We start from the raw sequence: 19799 nt of genomic DNA on the forward strand, positions 1-19799 counted from the left end.
CGCGGGGGGCCAGCCCCCCGCACCCCCCGGGATATTTGGACCAAAACGAAGGGGGAAGTTGCGCCCCTTCGGCCGTGTTCAGGCCATGCCGAGGGCAGTTTTGTAGAGCTCGAGGATGGCCTCCTCTTCCTCGAGGTCGTTCTTGTCGCGTTTGCGGATGGCGATGATCTTCTTCATCACCTTGGTGTCGTAGCCACGGCCCTTCGCCTCGGCCATCACCTCTTTTTGCTGCTCGGCGATGTCCTTCTTCTCGGCTTCGAGATGTTCGAAGCGTTCGATGAACTGGCGCAGCTCGTCGGCGGTGACGTTATAGGCGGCGTCGGTCACAGGGGCATTCATCTGCGTCTCCTCGGATGGGGGCCGGATTGTTTGCGGCCTTGCTAGTCGGATGGCCCCTGCGCTGCAAGGCCCCGCAAGCCAACGCTTGCAAGGTCGGCATTCCTGCGCAGCCGACACTTGCGCGGGCGGCCGGGTTCGGCCAAGACGGCGCAAACCTGAGGAGGGCGGCATGGAGAACCTGATCTGGATCGGCGCGGCGGTTTCGGCGGCGGGGCTGGTCGGCATCGTCTGGTGCATCGTGGCGGTGTCGCGCGCCCGGCGTGCGGGGCTGGAGGACAAGGCGCTGCGCCTGCGGCTGAAAAAGGCGGTGACGATGAACCTTGCGGCGCTGATGGTGTCGATGCTGGGGCTGATGCTGGTGGTGCTGGGGATCGTGCTGGCCTAGAAGCGCTTCCCCTCGCGGATCAGCCGGTCCCAAGCCGGGTCCGGCGCCCAGAACCCGGCCATTTGCGTCGGCAGCGCCTCGGCCTGCGCCTTCAGCGCGTTGCGCATCGCCAAAAGCCCGGTGCGCCCGCCGCTGGCGCCAGCCCAATGCATCGGCCCACCGCGGGGACGCGGGAAGCCGAGCACCGCGCCCGCCAGCAGATCGAGCGCGCCGGCGGTGGGGGCCACCCCCGCCGAGAGCATCCGCGCGCCCTCATTGGCCAGCGCGGCGAGGGCCAGCCGGCAGATCTCGGCCCGGCCCATGCCGCCCTGATGCGGGGCGGGCAGGCCCTGCACCCACCGCTCTTCGGCGATCAGCGCCAGCACGCCGGGATCGTCGGTGCCATGCTCCGCGCCCTCGGGCCAGGTCAGGAAGCCACGCCGCCGCGTCAGGCCGGTGCGCCCGGCGGCGGCAAGCTGCGCCGCAAGGCCCGGGCGCAGCCGCTCCGCTGCGCCGGGCGCCTGTGCCGCTTGACGGGTGACGTGGTCGAGGCCCGCGCGGTCCATCGCCTCGAACGGGCCGCGCGCAAAGCCGAAGCCGCGCAGCGCCGCGTCCACCGAGGCCGGCGTCGCCCCCAGCAGCAGCAGATCCTCGGCCGCCTGCCGCAGCGCCCCCAGCAGCCGCGCGCCCGGCAAGGCTCCGCTGCCGGGCTGGCAGGGCAGCGGCACCCGGCCCATGGCGCGCGCGAGGCCAAGGCCCGCGGCCAGCGCCGCCGGGCTCCCATCCGTGGCGATCTCCAGCAGCGGCAGCCCCTGCGGCGGCGTGTGTCGTTGCAGCCCGATGCCGGGCAGCGGCCATGCGAAACCGCCTAGCACCGCAGCCGGCGGCAGCGCGCCTTCCAGCACCGCCAGCGATCCATCCGCAGCAATCCCGATCTGGCACCTGGCCAAGCTCTCGGCATCCGTGGTGGCCGACAGCCGGTCCCAGGCGGCATCGCGCGCCGCCTCGGTCATCCGCCCCTCGGCCACCGCCGCCTCCTGCCGGGCGGCGATGGCCTCCAGCGTGGCGCGCAGGGTCGGCACATCCTGCCCCAGCAGCCGCACCGGCACCCCGCCAGCCAGCAGCTCCGCCGCACCCTCGGCAGCCTCGCCGGTCATCGCCACCGGCCCCGGCAGGGGGGCGGCGGCGGTCCTGTCCCAGCCCTCCGCCTCGGCCGCCGCCATCCAGCACAAGGCCCGAGCCTCGGGCGTGGCCGCCAGCGCCTCGAACACCGCGCGCTCGAAACCCAGCCCGCCCGCCTCGGGCAGCAGCAGCGCCGCCTCGACGCAGTCCACGATCTGCCAGGGCGCGGGCAGATCGCCAGACAGCCGCGCCCGCGCCTCTGCCACCGCCGCCAGAAACCCGGCCGGATCGCCCAGGCCGCGCTGCGGATCGCGGGCGAAGGGCACTGGCGCGCCGCCCGCGCGTGCCGCCGCCAGGGCCGAGGCCGCCGCCCGCGCCGCTGGCAGCGCGGCTTCGGTCACCATCTCGATCAACCCCGCCGCCTGCGCCTCGGCCGCCGGGACCAAGCGCCCCGCCAGCATCAGCGCCAGCGCTGGCCCGGCCCCCGCCAGCCGCGCCGCCCGCTGCGTGGCCCCGGCGCCCGGCACGAGGCCGAGCGTCACCTCCGGAAACCCGATCAGCCCGCCCGGGGCCGCCACCCGCAGCGCCGCGGCCAGCGCCAGCGCCGCCAGCGGCCCGGCGACAGGCCCGGCGATCAGCGCCACCACGGGCTTGGGCGCGGCGGCAATGCGCAAGGCCAAGGCGGCAAACCCGGCCTCGGCCGCCAGCAGATCGGAGGGTGGCACGGGGTATGCCGATGGGGCGGCCAGATCCAGCACCACAGCCTGCACCGCAGGATCGGCCAGCGCGCTGTCCAGCGCTGCCTCAAGCCGCGCCAGCACCGCCAGATCATAGAGCCGCGCCGGATCGGCAAGCGTCAGCGCCGGCCGGTCAGCCGCGCCCGCCTCCCAGCCCAGATCGACCCCCGGCCCGATCCGCGCGATCCCCTCTGCCGCCATCCTGCACTCCCCCGCGCCATATGGCCCCCGGGCAGATTACGGTGCAGACCGGCCAGCACAATGCGAAACCCGCGCGCCGGCAATCGCCCGCCGGCTTACCTGCGCGGCGCGCAATCCCGGCAGAAGGGCGTTGCCGGAAGCAGTTCCAGCCGCTCGGGCGAAATCTCGGCGCCGCAGGTCACGCAGGCGCCATATTCCCCCGCCTCGACCCGCACCAGCGCCGCCTCGATCATGCGGATCTCGTGCTGCGCCGACAGGCCCATCTCTTCAAGCACCTCATCGCTCTCGCGCTCGCTGGCCAGTTCCGACCAGTCCTTCGACTGGTGCGATTCCAGCTCGGCGTCAATCTCGGCGATCCGCGTGTTCAGCTGCTCCAGCCGGGTGGTCAGCGTAGTCTTCGGGTCCTGGACGGTTTGCATCTCAAGTCTCCTTTTCCTGTCCAGCCCATTTTGCAGGCATGGGCGCGCGTCACATTGATGCAGGTCAAGACGCCAGGTGGATGCCGCTGCGAAACGCAGAAACATGTGCCCCGAATACATATTCAATTGTTGTGGTCCGTTCGCGCCCGCCTATATCGTGGCTTCACGGCACAGAGGGAGCAAAATGGAACAGGACTGGATCCACGGCCTGATCGGCGGGTTGATGATAGGTGGCGCTGCGGCGATCTACCTGCTGGTCAATGGCAAGATCATGGGCGCCAGCGGCATTCTGGGCGGTCTGGCCGATAGCAGTGCCAAAGGCCAGGCCCGGGCCGAGAAGCTGGCCTTTCTGGCCGGGCTGATCGCGGTGCCGGGGCTGCTGGTGCTGACGGGCGCCGTCCCGGCCGAGGCCGCCGACACCCATGTCACCGGCAATCTGGCGGTGCTGGTCGCGGCGGGGCTGCTGGTCGGCCTCGGCACCCGTCTGGCGGGCGGCTGCACTTCCGGCCACGGCGTCTGCGGCATCTCGCGCCTCTCGCCACGCGGGCTGGCAGCGACGGCGGCCTATCTGGCGGCGGGCGTTCTCACGCTGCTGGTCTTCCGCCAACTCCTGCACATCATCTGAGGAGCCGACATGCGCATGCTCATCGCCGCCCTGACCGGCGGCCTCTTCGGGGCCGGCCTGCTGATCTCCGGCATGACCGACACGACGAAGGTTCAAGGCTTCCTCGACATCCTCGGCGCCTGGGATCCGACGCTGGCCTTCGTCCTTGGCGGTGCCATCGCCCCGATGGCCGTCGCCTGGCGCATCGCGGCCCGGCAACGGCGAGCCCTGCTTGGCGACCTGCCCGAGCCGCCCGCTCCGACAATCGACCGCGCCCTCCTCGGCGGCTCGCTGCTGTTCGGCGCCGGCTGGGGCCTCGCCGGCCTCTGCCCCGGCCCTGCCATCGCCTCGCTCAGCTTCGGCGGCAGCGGCGGCGCCGTCTTCATGGCCGCGATGCTCGCTGGCATGGCCGCCACCCCGAGCTTGCGCAGCAGACTGGCAAAAGCCTGAGTCCTTCCCCTTCGTTTTGGCCCAAATATCCCACGGGGGTCCGGGGGTGTGAAACCCCCGGCCGCCAGCCCCAGGCGCACCCTAGCCCGCCATCCCCCGCCACTCCGCCAGCGCCGGATTATCCTCAACCGGAGCAGGAGCAGCCACCGCCGGAGCCGTAACAACCGCACTCCGCCCACGGAAATAATGCGCCTCCCGCGCACCGAAATAGAAGCTGACGATCGCCCCCAGCAGCCACCACAGCGGTTCGGGCACATATCCCAGCCCCACCATCCGCTGCGCGAAGCTGACCGGATCGATCATCGCATAGACGAACAGGCTCAGTGTCCCCAAAGCCAGCATCGGCCGCGGCATCCGGTTCAGCCCGTTGACCAGCGCATCGAAGGTGCCGGGGCGGGCATGCTTGAACTCCTCGCCATGCTCGTCCAGCGCCGCGATATAGGCCTCGTGCGACTTCTCCATCTTCTTGGTGGCATTGGGGGTGAAGACCTCGGCGACAGAACTCGCCGCCGTGCCCACCGCCTGCACCGCCGAAGGGTTGCCCAGAAGTGCCCCGATCACGCCCATGCTGCCACCCGTGCCCGGTGCTGCGCCTCGGTCAGATGGAAGCGCGGGCTGATGAACTCCTCGGCGCGCACAATCCACCCGCCCTTGCCGCCATCGCGCCGCCGCGCGTATTTGCGGGACGCAGGCCGCGCATCCGCCAGCGCGTAGTAGTAATTCCGCCGCGCGATCCCATAGGCATCGGCCAGCAGCCCCGGCGCCGCCATCGCCTCGGCGGCAAAGGCGGCACGGATCGTCTGCGGGCCGATGCCGCCATCCACCTGAATATCCTGCCCCATCTCCACCAGCAGCCGCTGCAGCACCTTCACCGCACCCGACCCGGCATTGACATACATGTCAAAGACCGAGGCGCGCAGCCCCTCGGGCAGTTGGTCGATCTTCGGCGCGCGGTAATAGTGGTCCAGGTAGATCTCGGCCGCCCGCTCCGGCGTCAGCCGCCGCACATCGGCGGTGGTCACCTTCCCGTCGCCGGTCAGGTCGAGCCCCAGCCGCCGCATCGTGGCCAGCGTGACCCCGTGCTTGGTCGGCCCGCCCGGATCGTCGGGATCGTTCACATAGCCGCCCTCGCGGGCGACGATTCCGGCTGCGATTTGCTCTGCTGATTGCATCCCTGGCACCCCATGCCGCCGGCGGGATTGCCGCCGGCCTCTGGGCCCAGTTCCTCAGGATCGGGTTAAGATCCGTTAACCCTAACGCGCGCTGTTACCCGTTCGGGTCCTGATAGACGCCCTGTTCCTTCAGCGCGTCCACCACCTCGCGGGGCATGTAGGTCTCGTCATGCTTGGCCAGGATCTCGCGCGCGATGAAGGTGCCGTCCTCCATCACCCCGGTGCCGATCATGCCCTGGTTCTCCGAGAAGAGGTCCGGCAGCACGCCGGTAAACCGCACCGGGATCGTCGCGCCGCCATCGGTCACGGTGAAGCTGACGGTCTCGCCCTGCCCGCGCACGATGCTGCCGCCCTCGACCAGCCCGCCGATGCGGAACACCTCGCCCTGGCGCGGCGGCTCTTCCACGACCTGCGTGGGTGAGCGGAAGAAGTTGATCCCGTCGCGCATCGCATAGCCGATCAGCGCCGTGGACAGCACCAGCGCCACCGCCGCCAGCAGCAGCACCTGGATCCGCCGTTTCTTCTTCAGCCCCTTCATCACCCCTCCTCGGCCCGCGCCCCCTTACGGGAACAGCGGCGCCAGCATCAGCCCGGCAGTCTCCGGCAGGCCCAGCATCAGGTTCGCGTTCTGGATCGCCTGCCCCGACGACCCCTTGGTGAGGTTGTCGAGCGCGCAGACCACCAGCGCCCGCCCCGGGATCCGGTCCCCGCACACGCCTATATGCACGAAGTTGGAGCCGGCGATATGCCTTGTCGAGGGGAGTGCGCCAAAGGGTAGCACCTCAAGGAACGGCTCGGGTGCATAACGCCTGGCCAGCGCCGCATGAACCGCCTCCGCCTCGCCCCGTACATAGACGGTCGCAAGGATGCCGCGGTTCATCGGGCTCAGGTGCGGGGTGAACTGCACCAGCACCGGCCGCCCGGCCACGCGGGTGAACTCCTGATCGAACTCGCCCAGATGCCGATGGGTGCCCCCCGCCGAATAGGCATGGGTGCCCCCCGACAGCTCGGCATGCAGCAGGTTCTCCTTCAGGCTGCGCCCCGCGCCGGACACGCCCGCCTTCAGGTCGATCACGATCTCGTCGATATCGATCACCCCGGCCTCGATCAGCGGGCGGATGGCGAATTGTCCGGCGGCGGCATTGCAGCCCGTGCCTGCCACCAGCCGCGCCTGCGCGATCTCGTCCCGGTAGAACTCGGTGAGGCCATAGACCGCCTCGGCCTGCAACGCCGGCGCCGCATGCGGCTTGCCGTACCAGCGCTCATAGGCCGCCGGATCGCGCAGCCGGAAATCGGCCGACAGATCGACGATCTTCAGATCCCGCGGCAGCGCCGAGATCACCGCCTGGCTGGTGGCATGGGGCAGCGCGCAGAAGCACAGATCGACCTCCGAGAAGTCCATCTCCTCAATCTTCTGCAGCACCGGCAGCGCGATATGGCGCAGATGCGGAAACACCTCCGCCATCTCCATCCCCGCCTTGCGGTCGCCGGACAGCCCGGTCACGACCATTGATGGATGGCTGGAGATCAGCCGCACCAGCTCCGCGCCGGTATAGCCCGAGGCTCCGAGGATGGCGATACGGTGGGTCATGGGGGGGCTCCTGCTGTCGTCCGTCTTTCGAGATGCTCTCTTGCCCGAGCTTTTGTTGCAAAGCAAGACACAATGCCTTTAAGGCTATCGATGTAAGGTATATCTAAACTTGAGGAAAAAGTTATGAGCGCTGCGAACGAACTGATCGAACATTGGCAAAAAATCAACTTGGAAAAAGGACCATTTCGCCACCCGAACGATAAACCTTTTCTCGATAAACAATGCAGTTCCTGGAAAAACTGCGAACATGCTGTTGAAAGTTATCGAGCATCGGATCAAATTACAAAGGTTATCTATGACATTTACCCCGCGCCTTATTCTGGCGACATCAGGAAGGCCAAAATCTTCCTGCTCATGCTGAACCCCTCTTGGGCACCTGACGATCTTCATCATCAGATCGAGAGCGAAGTTTACAGGAAAGCTGAACAGGCTGCTCTTTGGCAACAAGATCTGGATGAGCGCTTTCCAAATCACTACCTCAACCCCAACTTCTGTTGGTCAGGCGGGTATCGCTATTGGGAGAAAAAGCTCAAACATGTTGCTGCAGAAGTTCGCGATCGCAAAAAGTCAGCTATACTTCCGCGCTCGCTGAACTTTCGCAGAACTTGGCAACAATCGAGCTATTCCCCTACCGCTCCCTAAATTTTAAGTTTTTGCCTGACTACCACAACTTACGCTCCGTTCAACTCGTGAAGGACTTTGTCAAAGAAGTCTCTGAGTGTCACGATAAGCTTGTCATTGCATTGCGGCAGCCAAAGCTGTGGGATTTGCAACATAAAGAGAACGTATTGGTGTATAGTTCGGCGCGACGTCAGACCGCAAGCCTTGGACCTAGTAGTCTTGGCTGGTCACCAATACTCGACGCTATATGCCCGTAGACACACGTCACCTCACGCCCCCTCAAACCGCACCCCCCGCCGCAAAAACTGCGTCGCATGCGCACTCACGCTCTCCGGCTTCCCCGTCGTCAGATACCGCGACCCCGTCCCCGCCCCCAGCATTTCCGGCCGGCGCACCAGGTAGTCCGCCGTCGCCTCGGCCACCAGCCGCGGCTGCGAGAACACGCGGACGTCCGGCCCAAGCGCCGTCTGGAACACCGCCTCCATCAGCGGGTAATGGGTGCAGCCGAGGATCGCCGCCTCGGGCTTGGGCATCCGGCGCAGCAGCGCCTCGACATGGCTGCGCACCAGCGCCTCGGCCAGCATCTCGTCCCCCGCCTCGATGGCATCGACCACGCCGCCGCAGGGCTGCGCCTCGACATCCACCCCGATGGCGCGGAACGCGAGCTCGCGCTGGAAGGCCCGGCTCGCCACCGTCGCCGGCGTCGCAAACAGCGCCACATGCTTGACCGCCACTTCGCGCGGGGAGGAGTTGTCGCCCCATTGCCGCTCGGTCAGCGCCTCGATCAGCGGCACGAACACCCCCAGCACCCGCTTGTCCGCCGGCACCCAGGTCTCCTGCATCCGCTTCAGGGCGGCGGCGCTGGCGGTGTTGCAGGCCAGGATCACCAGATCGCAACCCTCGTCCCACAGCCGCTCCACCCCCGCGCAGGTAAGGCGGAAGATGTCATCGGCATCGCGCACCCCGTAGGGCGCATGGGCATTGTCGCCCAGATAGACGAAAGGCACCGAGGGCAGCCGCGCCTGCAGCGCCGCCAGCACCGTCAGCCCGCCCAGACCGGAATCGAACACCCCAACCGCCATGACGCCCTCCAACCCGGGCGGGGCACCCTTGCGGGGCGCCTCTCAGGCCCGGTATTTCTGCTCGAACTCGAAGCCGTGGTCGAAACTCTCGAAGGGCTTCGGGCTCAACTGATACGTCTCCTTGCGCAGGAAATCCATCATCCGCTTGGGGTCGCCCTTCAGCGCGTCGAGCTTGGTGGCATTCACCGGCTCGCCGATCACCACCTCCACCGGCTCGTCGATGCGCGCGCGGAATTCCTTGATCAGCAGCGCCAGCCGCAGGGTCATGTGCAGGTGGCTGGCAATCTGGAACAGGCGCGAGTTGTGGCCCGTGAAGAACACCGGCACCACCGTCGCGCCCGACTTGGCGATCATCTTGGCGGTGAAGTTGCGCCAGCCGGGGTCCATCGGCCGCCCAAAGGGCCGCGCGGCGGTGCTGACCGTGCCGCCCGGGAAGATGCCGATGGCCCCGCCCGCGTTCAGATAGCGCAGCGATTCCGCCCGCGTCTCCAGGTTCAGCTTGGCCGCCGCCTTGGTCTCGTCGAAGGAAATCGGCAGGATCACCCGGTTCAGGTCTTCCGACCGGCGAAAGACCGAATTGGCAAGGATCCGGAAATCCCCCCGCGCCCGCGACAGGATATGCCCCATCATGAGGCCATCAAGTATGCCGTAAGGATGGTTGGCGATCAGGATCAGCGGGCCATTGGCCGGGATGTTCGACAGGCTGCCGCCGACGATGTTCAGGCTCAGGCCATAGCGGTCCAGCATCACCTGCCAGAAGTCGGCGCCCCGCTCCACATCGGTCTCGTAACCTCGAGCCCGGCGGATCAGGCCGATGCGGCCAGTGACATTCTCCAGCACGCGAATCAAGGTGCGGCCGCCCTTGGATTGGGCCGAGGAGGCGTAGGAGATTTCGCGCGCGATTTCTTTTTTCTTCATGATGTCCGATGTAGCAGAGCCTGACGGGCAGTATCCCGGATTCTCCGAGTCTCGCCAGCAAAGATGACAGTGACACGACGGTTGTGATCGGATCGTTACCGCCGCGTCACCTGAGCTGTCATTCCGCTGCCTGCCGAAGCGGCGTTCCGCCCTCCCGGAAGGCCGCCAGCAGCTCTGCCCGCCGCGCGGCCGCCGCCCGTGCCGAGGCCTCCTTCACCGGACCAAAGCCGCGGATCTGCAGGGGCAGCCGCGCCAGCGCCTCGGCAATCTCCAGCGTCGCGGGGCTCACGCCGGGCAGGATCTCGGCCATATCCGCCTCATATTCCGCGATCAGCGCCCGCTCCATCCGCCGCTCGGCGCTGCGGCCGAACAGGTCCAGCGCCGTGCCCCGCAGTGGCTTCAGCCGCGCCAGCAGCCGGAAGGCCGGCAGCATCCACGGCCCGAAGGCGCGCTTCTTCGGCCGCCCGCCCGGCTCTGTCCCGCTCAGCATTGGCGGGGCGAGGTGGAACTTGGGCCGGAAGCCCGGCTCGAACTCCGCCTCGGCCTTGGCGAGGGTCGTCAAGTGCAGCCGCGCGACCTCATATTCATCCTTGTAGGCCAGCAGCTTGTGATAGCCCTCCGCCACCGCCTCGCGGAGCGTCTCTGGCGCGCGGGCGACGAGGGCGCGGTAACGATCCGCCAGCGCGGCGTTCTGATAGTCGATCAGATGCGCGGTGCGGAAGTCGATTTTCTGCTGCAGTGTCAAGGGCTTCTGCGGCTTCGTCTGCGCAAGTTTTTCCGCCTCCAACGGCCGTTCCGCCGCCCACCGCCCGATCTCGAAGGCGGCAAGGTTGCCCTTCACGCCCGCGCCGTTCATCTCGATGGCACGGCGGATCGCCTCGCGGCTGATCGGCACGAAGCCCTTCTGCCAGGCCGCCCCCAGCACGATCATGTTGGAATAGATGCTGTCGCCAAGCGCCTTCGCCGCCAGCTCCGTCGCATCCAGGAACGAGGCCCGCTCTTGCAACCGCGCTTCAAGAGACAGGCGCAACTGGCTGGAGGGCAAGCGGAATTCCCGGTCGCGGGTGAAGGCGCCGGTGATGATTTCATGGCTATTGACCACGGCGCCGGTGCGCCCCGCCCGCATCAGGCCAAGCGTCCGCGCCCCCGCCGTCACCACCAGATCGCCGCCGATCACGCAATCGGCCTCGCCCACCGCCACGCGAATGGCGCTGATATCCTCGGGGCGGTTGGCAACCCGCAGGTGGATATGCACAGCGCCGCCCTTCTGGGCCAGCCCCGCCATCTCCATCATCCCCGCGCCCTTGCCATCCAGATGCGCCGCCATCGCCAGCACCGCGCCGACGGTGACTACCCCGGTGCCGCCAACGCCGGTCAGCAGGGTGTTGTGGGTGCCGTGGATTGCGGGCAGCACAGGTTCCGGCAGGTCCGGCAGCTTCAGCGCGGCCGGTTCGGCGCGCTTGACCTTCGCCCCCTCCAGCGTGACGAAGCTGGGGCAGAAGCCCTTGAGGCAGCTGAAATCCTTGTTGCAGCTCGACTGGTCGATGGCGCGCTTGCGGCCAAGTTCCGTCTCCACCGGCACGATCGACACGCAGTTCGACTGCACCCCGCAATCGCCGCAGCCCTCGCAGATGTCGGTGTTGATGAACACGCGCCTGTCCGGGTCGGGGAAGGTGCCGCGCTTGCGGCGACGGCGTTTTTCGGCGGCGCAGGTCTGCACATAAACTATGGCCGATACGCCCTTGATCCGGCTGTATTTTTCCTGAAGCGGCATCAGCCCGGCGCGCTCGATCGTCTCGATGCCCTGCGGGAAACCGTCAAAGTCGATTTCTTCTTTCTCATCATAGACTAGCGCGACGTTCTTAACGCCCATCGCCCGGATTTCCCGCACGATCTGCTGCGCCGTCAGCCCGCCCTCGTTCTTCTGCCCGCCGGTCATTGCAACGGCATCGTTGAACAGGATCTTGTAGGTGATGGTCACTCCGGCCGCCAGCGCGGCGCGGATCGCCTGAACGCCGGAATGGTTGTAGGTGCCGTCGCCAAGGTTCTGAAAAACATGGGTTCTTGTGGAGAACGGCGCCTCGCCGATCCAGTTCGCGCCCTCGCCGCCCATATGGGTGAAGCCGGTGGTCTCGCGGTCCATCCACTGCACCATGTAGTGACAGCCGATCCCGGCATAGGCGCGGCTGCCTTCCGGCACCTTGGTGGAGCTGTTATGCGGGCAGCCCGAGCAGAACCAGGGCTGGCGGGTCGCAATCTCGGGCGCATTGTCGGATTTCCGAGCCTCTGCAAGCAGTTGGAGACCGTTCTTGATGCGATCCGTGCCGCGCCCTTCCTCGATCAGGATCGCGCCCAGCTTCTCGGCGATCATCACCGGATCCAGCGCATAGCGCGTCGGGAACAGTTCGGCACCCGTCCCCGAATGCTTCCAGCCATAGACACGGCGGCCGCGGCGGTCGTCGAAGATGCTTTCCTTGACCTGCACCTCGATCAGCTTGCGCTTTTCCTCGACCACCACGATCAGCTCCAGGCCCGAAGCCCATTCGGAAAAGCTGGTCATGTCCAGCGGCCAGGTCTGGCCGACCTTGTAGGTGGTGATCCCCAGCCGCTCCGCCTCGGCGGCATCGATGCCCAGAAGCGAGAGCGCATGGACGAGATCGAGCCAGTTCTTGCCGGCAGCGACGAAACCGATCTTCGCGCCGGGGCGGCCCCAGACCCGTTTGTCGATTTTGTTAGCCCGGGCAAAGGCTTCGGCGGCGAACCTCTTGTGGTCGATCATTCGCGCTTCCTGCGCGACGGGGGTATCGCCAAGGCGGATGCTGAGCCCGCCGGGTGGCATCGCAAATTGCGGGAGAACGAACTGCATCCGGTCCGGGCGGCCATCGACAACGGCCGTCGCCTCCACCGTGTCCTTCATCGTCTTCAGCCCGGTCCAGACCCCGGCGAAGCGCGACAGCGCAAACCCGTAGAGCCCGTAGTCCAAAATCTCCTGCACACCGGCCGGAGAGATCACCGGGATATACGCGTCGATCATCGCCCAGTCGGACTGGTGCAGCACGGTCGAGGACTCGCCGGTATGGTCATCGCCCATCGCCATCAGCACCCCGCCCTGCGGTGCGGTGCCGGCCATGTTGGCGTGGCGCATCACGTCGCCGGTGCGGTCCACCCCCGGGCCCTTGCCATACCACAGCGCGAAGACGCCATCGCCAGCGCCTTCGCCGCGCAGGCCCGCCTGCTGGGTGCCCCAGATCGCGGTGGCCGCGAGATCCTCGTTCAGCCCCTCTTGGAACAGCACGCCCGCCGCCGTCAGCTCCTTGCGGGCGCGCAGCATCTGCATGTCGACCGCGCCAAGCGGCGAGCCGCGATAGCCGGTCACATAGCCTGCGGTGTTCAGCCCGGCCGCATGGTCGCGCGCCGCCTGCATCAGCATCAGCCGCACAAGCGCCTGGGTGCCGTTCAGAAGCACGGTCGATTTCGTCAGGTCGAAGCGGTCGGCGAGCGAGATCTCACCTGTCACATTCTGCCTGCTCATTGGGCACCTCCCCTTGCTTGATGAGCACGAGAGCATGATAGGTCAAAAAACCTGACCTACAAAATCACTTTTTTGCCGTCTTCATCTGTTTGGCATCTGGCACACTCATATGTAGGCAGCGCAAGGCAGCCATGTAATAAGTGCTATTGCCGGGGATATCCGGCGCAAGGAAGGCGACGAGATGGACTGGGACAAGCTGAGAATCTTTCACGCGGTGGCCGATGCCGGCAGCCTGACCCATGCCGGGGACACCCTGCATCTGAGCCAGTCTGCTGTGTCGCGCCAGATCCGCGCGCTGGAAGAGAGCCTTGGGACCACCCTGTTCCACCGCCATGCGCGGGGACTGATTCTCACCGAACAGGGCGAGTTGCTGTTCGATGCCACCAGCTCGATGGCCAAGCGCCTTGATACCGCCGAGGCCCGGATCCGCGACAGCGAGGAAGAGGTGTTCGGGGTGCTGAAGGTCACCACCACCACCGGGTTTGGCTCGCTCTGGCTCGCGCCGCGGCTGACCAAGCTCTATGACCGCTTCCCCGATCTGACGATCGACCTGATGCTGGAGGAGCGGGTGCTGGACCTGCCGATGCGCGAGGCCGATGTGGCGATCCGCATGAAGGAACCGAGCCAGGCCGACCTGATCCGCAAGCGGCTGATGAACATCCGGATGCGGCTTTATGCCAGCGAGCAGTATCTGGCGCAGCGCGGCGTGCCCCAGCAGATCGAGGACATGCGCCACCACCGGCTGATCTGCCAGAACCCGAATGCGGCGCAGGTCGCGGCGGGGCTGGCGATGGTGCAGAACCTGACCAGCTATGAGATTCCCTCGCTGCTGTACGTGAACAACTATTTCGGCGTGCTGCAGGGCGTGCTGAACCATATCGGCATCGGCGTGCTGCCCGATTACCTGACCGACGATTTCCCGCATCTGGTGCCGGTGCTGGCCGATGTGCATTCGGCCGAGGTGCCGGTGTTTCTGGCCTATCCCGAGGAGTTGCGGCAATCCAAGCGCATCGCGGCGTTCCGCGATTTCGTGACAGAAGAGATCATGGCTTACCGCAAGCGCCAGATGGATGAGGCTGTGCCGGCCTGACCCTGCGCCTGACGGATCAGCCATGCGGGACACGCATGGCGGCCATGATGCATCTGCGGCATGTTTTTCCTTGAACGGTTTGCGCCGCGCCCATAAATGCAGCGCAGAAGACGGTTGTTTGAGGAAACTCTACGCGTCTTCTACCTCCCTGTTGGACTTGGGCCGAGCATTGTCTCGGCCTTTTTTTTTCGTTTGATCGCAGGGAGAAGGCTGAGCGCGCCCGGCCCGCTCGCAGCAGTGTGAAGGAACGTATGCCCCGCCATCCGGTTGTTTCCGCAACGGCGCCCGGCAACGGCCGGCCCGTTCAGCATCTGGCCGCGGAAGGCTTGTGGGGGATCGGCCGGGAATGGCCGGGGCTACGGCCTTGGCACTCCGGCCCGGGACTGCCGCAGCGCCGCCGCGAGCCGGGGCAGAGAGACGGGCGCGTCCGGGAATGGGCGCGTCCGTTTCCGTCTATCCCCCCAAAAACCCGCTTCCCTGCGCGGGGCGCACCCCTTAGAGATGCCGCCCAAGTGCAGCAAGGGGACAGACGCCATGCAAGAACCGCAGATCACCACCGACCTGATTGCCGCGCATGGGCTGAAACCCGATGAATACCAGCGGATCCTGGACATCATCGGCCGCGAGCCGACCTTTACCGAGCTGGGGATCTTCTCGGCGATGTGGAACGAGCATTGTTCGTACAAATCCTCGAAGAAATGGCTGCGCACGCTGTTTACCGAAGGGCCGCAGGTGATCTGCGGGCCGGGCGAGAATGCGGGCGTGGTCGACATCGGCGATGGGCTGGCGGTGATCTTCAAGATGGAGAGCCACAACCACCCTTCGTATATCGAGCCGCATCAGGGCGCGGGCACCGGCGTCGGCGGCATCCTGCGCGACGTGTTCACCATGGGCGCGCGCCCGATTGCGGTGATGGACGCGCTGTCCTTCGGCGAGCCCGCGCACCCGAAGACCGCGCATCTGGTGAAGGGCGTGGTCGAGGGGATCGGCGGCTATGGCAATGCCTTCGGGGTGCCGAATGTCGGCGGCGAGGTGCGGTTCCACAAGGCCTATAACGGCAACTGTCTGGTCAACGCCTTTGCCGCGGGGCTGGCCGAGACGGATGCGATCTTCTACTCGGCGGCTTCGGGCGTGGGGATGCCGGTCGTGTATCTGGGCGCCAAGACCGGCCGTGACGGGGTTGGCGGCGCGACGATGGCTTCGGCCGAGTTCGACGACACCATCGAGGAGAAGCGTCCCACCGTGCAGGTCGGCGACCCCTTCACCGAGAAACGGCTGCTGGAGGCGTGCCTCGAACTGATGGCCTCGGGCGCCGTGATCTCGATCCAGGACATGGGCGCGGCGGGGCTGACCTGCTCGGCCGTCGAGATGGGCGACAAGGGCGGGCTTGGTATCCGGCTGGACCTTGACCGGGTGCCGGTGCGCGAGAAGGGCATGACGGCCTATGAGATGATGCTGTCGGAGAGCCAGGAGCGGATGCTGATGGTGCTGAAGCCCGAGCGCGAGGCGGAGGCGAAGGCGATCTTCGACAAATGGGATCTGGATTTCGCGGTGGTCGGCGAGACCATCCCCGAGGACCGCTTCCTGATCATCCACGGCAATGAGACCAAGGCCGATCTGCCGCTGTCGAAGCTGTCCTCGTCCGCCCCCGAATATGACCGCCCTTGGGTGGAGACGCCCGCCGCCGCGCCCTTGGGCGAGGTGCCGGTGATCGGCCCGATGGCGGCGCTGAAGGCCCTGCTTGGCAGCCCGAACCACGCCCATAAGGGCTGGGTCTGGGAGCAATACGACACGATGGTGATGGCCGACACCGTGCGCGCCCCCGGCCTTGGTGCCGGTGTGGTGCGGGTGCATGGCACCGAAAAGGCGCTGGCCTTCACCAGCGATGTCACCCCCCGCTATGTGAAGGCCAACCCCTATGAGGGCGGCAAGCAGGCGGTGGCGGAAGCTTACCGCAACCTGACCGCGGTGGGCGCGCTGCCGCTGGCGACGACCGACAACCTGAACTTCGGCAACCCGGAAAAGCCCGAGATCATGGGCCAGCTGGTGGGCGCGATCAAGGGCATCGGCGAGGCCTGCCGGGCGCTGGACTTCCCGATCGTGTCGGGCAACGTGTCGCTGTACAATGAAACCGACGGGACCGGGATCCTGCCGACGCCGACCATCGGCGCGGTGGGGCTGCTTTCAAGCCTCGATGAGCTGATCGCCGGGCAGCCGGCCGAGGGCGATATCGCGCTGGTCATCGGCGGGGTTGGCAGCCATCTGGGCCAGTCGGCACTGCTGGTCGAGGCGTTCGGCATCGAAGGCGGCGACGCGCCGCATGTCGATCTCGTGGCCGAGCGCAAGCATGGCGAGTTCCTGCGCGCCAATCGCAAGGCCCTGCGCGCCGCGACCGACCTTTCCGATGGCGGGCTCGCGCTGGCGGCCTTCGAGATGGCCGAGGGCGCAGGCTTGGGTGTGGCGCTGGACAGCAGCGATATTGCCGAGCTCTTCGGCGAGGATCAGGCGCGTTATCTGGTGGCCTGCGATGCCGCCGGGGCTGAGGCGCTGGAGGCTGCGGCCAAGACCGCCGGTGTTCCGCTGGCCCGCGTCGGCACGTTCGGCGGCGACCGGGTGATGATGGGCCTCGATCTGGCGACGCTGGCGGAGCTTTCCACGCTCTACCGCAGCGCCTTTGCCGCGGCGGTCACCTACCCCGGCGCCTGAGGCAATTGCCCGCGCTGCGCGGCTGAACCCTTGCAGCGCGGGCCCTACCATTCTACATCTTGGGGGTAACCCCCGGAAGGACGAGCCCCGATGCCGATGGAAGCGCAGGATATCGAAACCCTGATCCGCGAGAGTTTTCCGCAGGCAAAGATCACGATCACCGATCTGGCCGGCGACGGCAATCACTGGGCCGCCGAGGTGATCGATGCCAGCTTCAAGGGCATGAACCGGGTGCAGCAACAGCGCGCGGTCTATGCCAGCCTGAAGGGCAAGATGGACGGACCCAACGGTGCCCTGCACGCGTTGGCGTTGACGACCAAGGCGCCGGACTGACCGGCAACCCCATGCACTCTGGGCGTGATCGCGATGCCCGAACAAAAGGAAACGCAGCCATGTCCGATGTCACCCAACCCGAAGTCCCGCAATCCGCCGCGCTGGACAAGATCCGTGAGATCATTGCCAGCAAGGAGGTGGTGCTGTTCATGAAGGGCACCAAGACCATGCCGCAATGCGGGTTCTCCAGCCGCGTCGCCGGGGTGCTGAACTACATGGGCGTGGATTTCCTCGACGTGAACGTACTGGCCGATGCCGGCATCCGTCAGGGGATCAAGGATTTCTCGGACTGGCCGACGATCCCGCAGCTCTATGTGAAGGGCGAGTTTGTCGGTGGCTGCGATATCGTCACCGAGATGACCCTGTCGGGCGAGATGGACGCGCTGTTCGAGCAGAGCGGGGTTGCCTATGACAAGGCCGCTGCCGAGAAGATCCGCGAAGCGAACGCCTGAAGGGGTTATGCGCTGAAGGTTGGGGCCCCGCCGGGAATGGCGGGGCTTTTTGCGTTCCAAGACGAGCGCTTTGCGAATTGGTGCTGCACGGATGCCGGGATGGCCCGTAAGAAGGTGCGCGCGCGAGTCAGTTTCAAACAGGGTCCGGGAAATTGCGGAGGTGTTCGGCGATCTCCTCAAACGTTACAACGCAGGCGAAAAGGGAAGCCTCGACAGCACGACGATCACTGAAACGCGCTTCGCAGCAAAGGACTGTCGTCGCCGCATCGTGCGGAAGTACCGTTCTTGGGTTTCGTCCAGCTCCAGCCCAACAGCGCACTCTTCGGCTGTAATCTCGCGCCTGGTCAAGGCCAAATCGGTCACCCGGTGGCTTGACCTCGACATGAAGAGCGAAGCGTTTTCCGTCTTCTACTTCGAAAACCGCCAGTAGGTCTGTCTCTCGCTCGCCGCACTCGCTCTTGAACTGGTAGGCTGAGCCGACCCAATAGCTGCGCCACCAGTTCTCGGCCGAAGGTGACCGCACCTGCATCTGCTTTTCATGAAGCAAAATCGCAGAATTCCGGTGAGATGCAAACTCCGTCCTCCCGAGGAACCAGCTTCGAAACGCCGAGTTTATTTGAAGCGCCTCGGCCAGCGGACGAGCATACCTGTATTCTTGCGCTCCATACCTCATATGCGCTTCGTCTTCCTCCACCAGTCGAGCGCGACGGTCATCCGGCTCACGCCTCCGGGCAACCGGCGCGGGTGATTTGCCTGTGGCAAGTCCCCTGATCGCGTCGGAAACAGGCTCACCCCACCAGACGGCAATCGAACAGCAGGTCTTCCTCGGCGCCGCCGGGCAGGGCGCGGGCCAGATGCCCCTCCACACCCTTCTCGCGCCAGATGAGGCCATAGCCCGGTTCGGCATAGGCAATGCCCGACACGGCCGTGATTTCCGGCAGCACCTGCATGGCGCCGTCGTACCAGATCACCGCATGGCCCGGCGCGTCGCCATCGAGCACATGCGCCACCGGCAGGCGCTGGTCGCCGCGGCAGAGAAACTCCAGCAACAGCACTTCGGCCGCGCTGGCCGGGGCGGGCAAAAGCGCCAGCACGGCAATCACGCCAAGCCTCATGCGCCGCCCACCTCTTCACGGACGCCTGCCTTTTCCTCGACCCGTTCGGCCAGCGCCTCGGCGCGGGCGGCGATCTCGGCGAGCGTATCCACCACCGATTGCGGGATCACCGGCACCTCGACGCGCGGCGGGTTCGCCTGCAGCTCGGCCAAAGCCGCCTCGGCCGCCTGCGCCCGTTCCTCGGTGGTGCGGACCTGATCCTCCATCGCGGCGGTGCGGTCGGCGAGCAGCAGGCCCGCCATCAGCAGCATCCGTGCCTCCGGCATCCGGCCAAGCTGGCCCACAAGGCTCTGCGCCTCGGTGTCCAGCATCTGCGCGGCGGTGCGCAGGAAATGGTCCTCGCCGTCCTGGCAGGCAACGTCGAACTCTCGCCCGCCGATAGTGATACGCACTTCAGGCATTGGCGACCTCCGGAGGCTGGGGCGTCAGGAAGGGTTTCAGCTCGGCGAGGATCTCTTCCATCTCGGCGGCGTCCGAGGCGCGAAGGGCCCGCAGCGCGTCAAGCTCGGCCAGCATCGCCTTGTTGATCAGATGCGGCTCGGGCAGCGCCGCCGCCATAGCCTCGCGCAGGGCCTGGCTCGCATCGCTCAGCTGGGTATTGGCGCGGCGCAGCTTGGCGGCGTCGAGCCCGCCCGCCTCCAGCTGCGCGGTCAGCTTGGCCACGCGGCGTTCCAGCGCGCCGATGGTGCTGTCCTGCTTTTCCTTGATGGCGCGGACCCGTTCGACCAGCTGCGCATTGGCAGCGCGTTCGGACTCGAGCGCCTCGCGCAGCGCCGTCAGTTCCGCCGTATCGACCGCGGGGGGCACGGGTTCGGCCACCGGGTCCGGCTCTGGCACCGCCACCGGCCGCGCCAGCGTCTCGACCCCGTGGCCGATACGCTCCAGCGCCGCGGCGATCCGGCGTTCATAGTCTGTTATGTCGCTCATCCGCTCTCCCCCGTTCCGGGTGTC

22 protein-coding genes are annotated in these 19799 nt (G+C 66.7%); 9 read left to right on the plus strand and 13 right to left on the minus strand.

Annotated elements, in window-relative coordinates:
• Positions 1–78 precede the first annotated feature (78 nt).
• Positions 79–339: a DUF2312 domain-containing protein gene (locus Q8S30_RS07005; protein WP_305665303.1), complete on the minus strand. Its 261-nt coding sequence runs from the start codon at positions 337–339 to the stop codon at positions 79–81.
• Positions 340–508: 169 nt separating this feature from the next.
• On the opposite strand from Q8S30_RS07005, the gene Q8S30_RS07010 reads away from it, so the two are divergent.
• Entirely contained in the window at positions 509–724 is a 216-nt protein-coding gene (locus Q8S30_RS07010) for a hypothetical protein (RefSeq protein WP_305665304.1), read from the plus strand.
• Here Q8S30_RS07010 and Q8S30_RS07015 read toward each other — a convergent pair.
• Together Q8S30_RS07015 and Q8S30_RS07020 are read right to left on the minus strand one after the other, a co-directional pair.
• Positions 721–2763, minus strand: coding sequence for a 3-hydroxyacyl-CoA dehydrogenase family protein (locus tag Q8S30_RS07015; RefSeq protein WP_305665305.1), 2043 nt, complete (start codon positions 2761–2763; stop codon positions 721–723). The two genes, Q8S30_RS07010 and Q8S30_RS07015, sit on opposite strands and share 4 nt — an antisense overlap.
• Before the next feature lie 95 nt (positions 2764–2858).
• Complete coding sequence (locus tag Q8S30_RS07020; protein ID WP_305665306.1) at positions 2859–3182, minus strand: TraR/DksA C4-type zinc finger protein; 324 nt, start codon at positions 3180–3182, stop codon at positions 2859–2861.
• Between the two features lie 184 nt (positions 3183–3366).
• Between Q8S30_RS07020 and Q8S30_RS07025 the strand changes: the two genes are divergently transcribed.
• Positions 3367–3807, plus strand: a complete 441-nt coding sequence (locus Q8S30_RS07025; protein ID WP_305665307.1) for a YeeE/YedE family protein — start codon at positions 3367–3369, stop codon at positions 3805–3807.
• A gap of 9 nt (positions 3808–3816) precedes the next feature.
• Positions 3817–4236 (plus strand): DUF6691 family protein, encoded by a 420-nt coding sequence (locus Q8S30_RS07030; protein WP_305665308.1) that lies wholly within the window; start codon positions 3817–3819, stop codon positions 4234–4236.
• 81 nt (positions 4237–4317) lie between these two features.
• Here Q8S30_RS07030 and Q8S30_RS07035 read toward each other — a convergent pair whose 3' ends face one another.
• The 4 genes from Q8S30_RS07035 to argC all read right to left on the minus strand — a co-directional run bounded on the left by Q8S30_RS07035 (position 4318) and on the right by argC (position 6999).
• Entirely contained in the window at positions 4318–4803 is a 486-nt protein-coding gene (locus Q8S30_RS07035; protein ID WP_305665309.1) for a holin family protein, read from the minus strand.
• The gene (locus tag Q8S30_RS07040; RefSeq protein WP_305665310.1) at positions 4794–5408 is read right to left on the minus strand and encodes a holin-associated N-acetylmuramidase; all 615 of its coding nucleotides are present in this window, start codon (positions 5406–5408) and stop codon (positions 4794–4796) included. The genes Q8S30_RS07035 and Q8S30_RS07040 overlap by 10 nt, the downstream gene beginning before the upstream one ends.
• A 94-nt stretch (positions 5409–5502) precedes the next feature.
• Positions 5503–5946 carry a cytochrome c maturation protein CcmE gene (gene ccmE, locus Q8S30_RS07045; protein ID WP_305665311.1) on the minus strand — a complete coding sequence of 148 codons (444 nt, stop codon included), beginning with the start codon at positions 5944–5946 and terminating at the stop codon, positions 5503–5505.
• A gap of 24 nt (positions 5947–5970) precedes the next feature.
• Positions 5971–6999: an N-acetyl-gamma-glutamyl-phosphate reductase gene (gene argC, locus Q8S30_RS07050; RefSeq protein ID WP_305665312.1), complete on the minus strand. Its 1029-nt coding sequence runs from the start codon at positions 6997–6999 to the stop codon at positions 5971–5973.
• A gap of 123 nt (positions 7000–7122) precedes the next feature.
• Between argC and Q8S30_RS07055 the strand changes: the two genes are divergently transcribed.
• Entirely contained in the window at positions 7123–7641 is a 519-nt protein-coding gene (locus tag Q8S30_RS07055; RefSeq protein WP_305665313.1) for a hypothetical protein, read from the plus strand.
• A 248-nt stretch (positions 7642–7889) separates the two neighbouring features.
• On the opposite strand, the gene Q8S30_RS07060 is transcribed toward Q8S30_RS07055, so the two are convergent.
• From Q8S30_RS07060 to Q8S30_RS07070, 3 genes are all read right to left on the minus strand, one after another.
• Positions 7890–8702, minus strand: coding sequence for a glutamate racemase (locus tag Q8S30_RS07060; protein WP_305665314.1), 813 nt, complete (start codon positions 8700–8702; stop codon positions 7890–7892).
• A 42-nt stretch (positions 8703–8744) separates the two neighbouring features.
• Positions 8745–9623, minus strand: coding sequence for a lysophospholipid acyltransferase family protein (locus Q8S30_RS07065; protein ID WP_305665685.1), 879 nt, complete (start codon positions 9621–9623; stop codon positions 8745–8747).
• Positions 9624–9738: 115 nt separating this feature from the next.
• Entirely contained in the window at positions 9739–13152 is a 3414-nt protein-coding gene (locus tag Q8S30_RS07070; protein ID WP_305665315.1) for an indolepyruvate ferredoxin oxidoreductase family protein, read from the minus strand.
• 181 nt (positions 13153–13333) lie between these two features.
• Here Q8S30_RS07070 and Q8S30_RS07075 point away from each other — a divergent pair, with 181 nt between their 5' ends.
• The 5 genes from Q8S30_RS07075 (at position 13334) to Q8S30_RS07095 (ending at position 18163) form a co-directional block, all read left to right on the plus strand.
• Positions 13334–14242, plus strand: a complete 909-nt coding sequence (locus Q8S30_RS07075; protein ID WP_305665316.1) for a LysR family transcriptional regulator — start codon at positions 13334–13336, stop codon at positions 14240–14242.
• Between the two features lie 534 nt (positions 14243–14776).
• Positions 14777–16948 (plus strand): phosphoribosylformylglycinamidine synthase subunit PurL, encoded by a 2172-nt coding sequence (purL, locus tag Q8S30_RS07080; protein ID WP_305665317.1) that lies wholly within the window; start codon positions 14777–14779, stop codon positions 16946–16948.
• Between the two features lie 90 nt (positions 16949–17038).
• Positions 17039–17281 carry a BolA/IbaG family iron-sulfur metabolism protein gene (locus Q8S30_RS07085; RefSeq protein WP_161348059.1) on the plus strand — a complete coding sequence of 81 codons (243 nt, stop codon included), beginning with the start codon at positions 17039–17041 and terminating at the stop codon, positions 17279–17281.
• A gap of 59 nt (positions 17282–17340) precedes the next feature.
• Positions 17341–17733: a Grx4 family monothiol glutaredoxin gene (grxD, locus tag Q8S30_RS07090; protein WP_305665318.1), complete on the plus strand. Its 393-nt coding sequence runs from the start codon at positions 17341–17343 to the stop codon at positions 17731–17733.
• 160 nt (positions 17734–17893) lie between these two features.
• Positions 17894–18163 (plus strand): hypothetical protein, encoded by a 270-nt coding sequence (locus Q8S30_RS07095; protein ID WP_305665319.1) that lies wholly within the window; start codon positions 17894–17896, stop codon positions 18161–18163.
• A 358-nt stretch (positions 18164–18521) separates the two neighbouring features.
• Here Q8S30_RS07095 and Q8S30_RS07100 read toward each other — a convergent pair whose 3' ends face one another.
• From Q8S30_RS07100 to Q8S30_RS07110, 3 genes are read right to left on the minus strand one after another with little or no spacing between them, the layout of a single operon-like run.
• The gene (locus Q8S30_RS07100) at positions 18522–18848 is read right to left on the minus strand and encodes a hypothetical protein (RefSeq protein ID WP_305665320.1); all 327 of its coding nucleotides are present in this window, start codon (positions 18846–18848) and stop codon (positions 18522–18524) included.
• On the minus strand, positions 18845–19249 hold the full coding sequence (locus tag Q8S30_RS07105) for a cell division protein ZapA (protein ID WP_305665321.1): 405 nt from the start codon (positions 19247–19249) through the stop codon (positions 18845–18847). Before Q8S30_RS07105 ends, Q8S30_RS07100 begins: the two co-directional genes overlap by 4 nt.
• On the minus strand, positions 19242–19775 hold the full coding sequence (locus Q8S30_RS07110; protein WP_305665322.1) for a hypothetical protein: 534 nt from the start codon (positions 19773–19775) through the stop codon (positions 19242–19244). Before Q8S30_RS07110 ends, Q8S30_RS07105 begins: the two co-directional genes overlap by 8 nt.
• Positions 19776–19799 lie beyond the last annotated feature (24 nt).

Source organism: Frigidibacter sp., assembly GCF_030695035.1.
GTDB lineage: Bacteria > Pseudomonadota > Alphaproteobacteria > Rhodobacterales > Rhodobacteraceae > Frigidibacter.

Coding starts and splice junctions, on each gene's coding strand:
- Q8S30_RS07005 (WP_305665303.1), bottom strand. CDS start 339: ATGAATGCCCCTGTGACCGACGCCGCCTATAACGTCACCGCCGACGAG.
- Q8S30_RS07010 (WP_305665304.1), top strand. CDS start 509: ATGGAGAACCTGATCTGGATCGGCGCGGCGGTTTCGGCGGCGGGGCTG.
- Q8S30_RS07015 (WP_305665305.1), bottom strand. CDS start 2,763: ATGGCGGCAGAGGGGATCGCGCGGATCGGGCCGGGGGTCGATCTGGGC.
- Q8S30_RS07020 (WP_305665306.1), bottom strand. CDS start 3,182: ATGCAAACCGTCCAGGACCCGAAGACTACGCTGACCACCCGGCTGGAG.
- Q8S30_RS07025 (WP_305665307.1), top strand. CDS start 3,367: ATGGAACAGGACTGGATCCACGGCCTGATCGGCGGGTTGATGATAGGT.
- Q8S30_RS07030 (WP_305665308.1), top strand. CDS start 3,817: ATGCGCATGCTCATCGCCGCCCTGACCGGCGGCCTCTTCGGGGCCGGC.
- Q8S30_RS07035 (WP_305665309.1), bottom strand. CDS start 4,803: ATGGGCGTGATCGGGGCACTTCTGGGCAACCCTTCGGCGGTGCAGGCG.
- Q8S30_RS07040 (WP_305665310.1), bottom strand. CDS start 5,408: ATGCAATCAGCAGAGCAAATCGCAGCCGGAATCGTCGCCCGCGAGGGC.
- ccmE (WP_305665311.1), bottom strand. CDS start 5,946: ATGAAGGGGCTGAAGAAGAAACGGCGGATCCAGGTGCTGCTGCTGGCG.
- argC (WP_305665312.1), bottom strand. CDS start 6,999: ATGACCCACCGTATCGCCATCCTCGGAGCCTCGGGCTATACCGGCGCG.
- Q8S30_RS07055 (WP_305665313.1), top strand. CDS start 7,123: ATGAGCGCTGCGAACGAACTGATCGAACATTGGCAAAAAATCAACTTG.
- Q8S30_RS07060 (WP_305665314.1), bottom strand. CDS start 8,702: ATGGCGGTTGGGGTGTTCGATTCCGGTCTGGGCGGGCTGACGGTGCTG.
- Q8S30_RS07070 (WP_305665315.1), bottom strand. CDS start 13,152: ATGAGCAGGCAGAATGTGACAGGTGAGATCTCGCTCGCCGACCGCTTC.
- Q8S30_RS07075 (WP_305665316.1), top strand. CDS start 13,334: ATGGACTGGGACAAGCTGAGAATCTTTCACGCGGTGGCCGATGCCGGC.
- purL (WP_305665317.1), top strand. CDS start 14,777: ATGCAAGAACCGCAGATCACCACCGACCTGATTGCCGCGCATGGGCTG.
- Q8S30_RS07085 (WP_161348059.1), top strand. CDS start 17,039: ATGCCGATGGAAGCGCAGGATATCGAAACCCTGATCCGCGAGAGTTTT.
- grxD (WP_305665318.1), top strand. CDS start 17,341: ATGTCCGATGTCACCCAACCCGAAGTCCCGCAATCCGCCGCGCTGGAC.
- Q8S30_RS07100 (WP_305665320.1), bottom strand. CDS start 18,848: ATGAGGCTTGGCGTGATTGCCGTGCTGGCGCTTTTGCCCGCCCCGGCC.
- Q8S30_RS07105 (WP_305665321.1), bottom strand. CDS start 19,249: ATGCCTGAAGTGCGTATCACTATCGGCGGGCGAGAGTTCGACGTTGCC.
- Q8S30_RS07110 (WP_305665322.1), bottom strand. CDS start 19,775: ATGAGCGACATAACAGACTATGAACGCCGGATCGCCGCGGCGCTGGAG.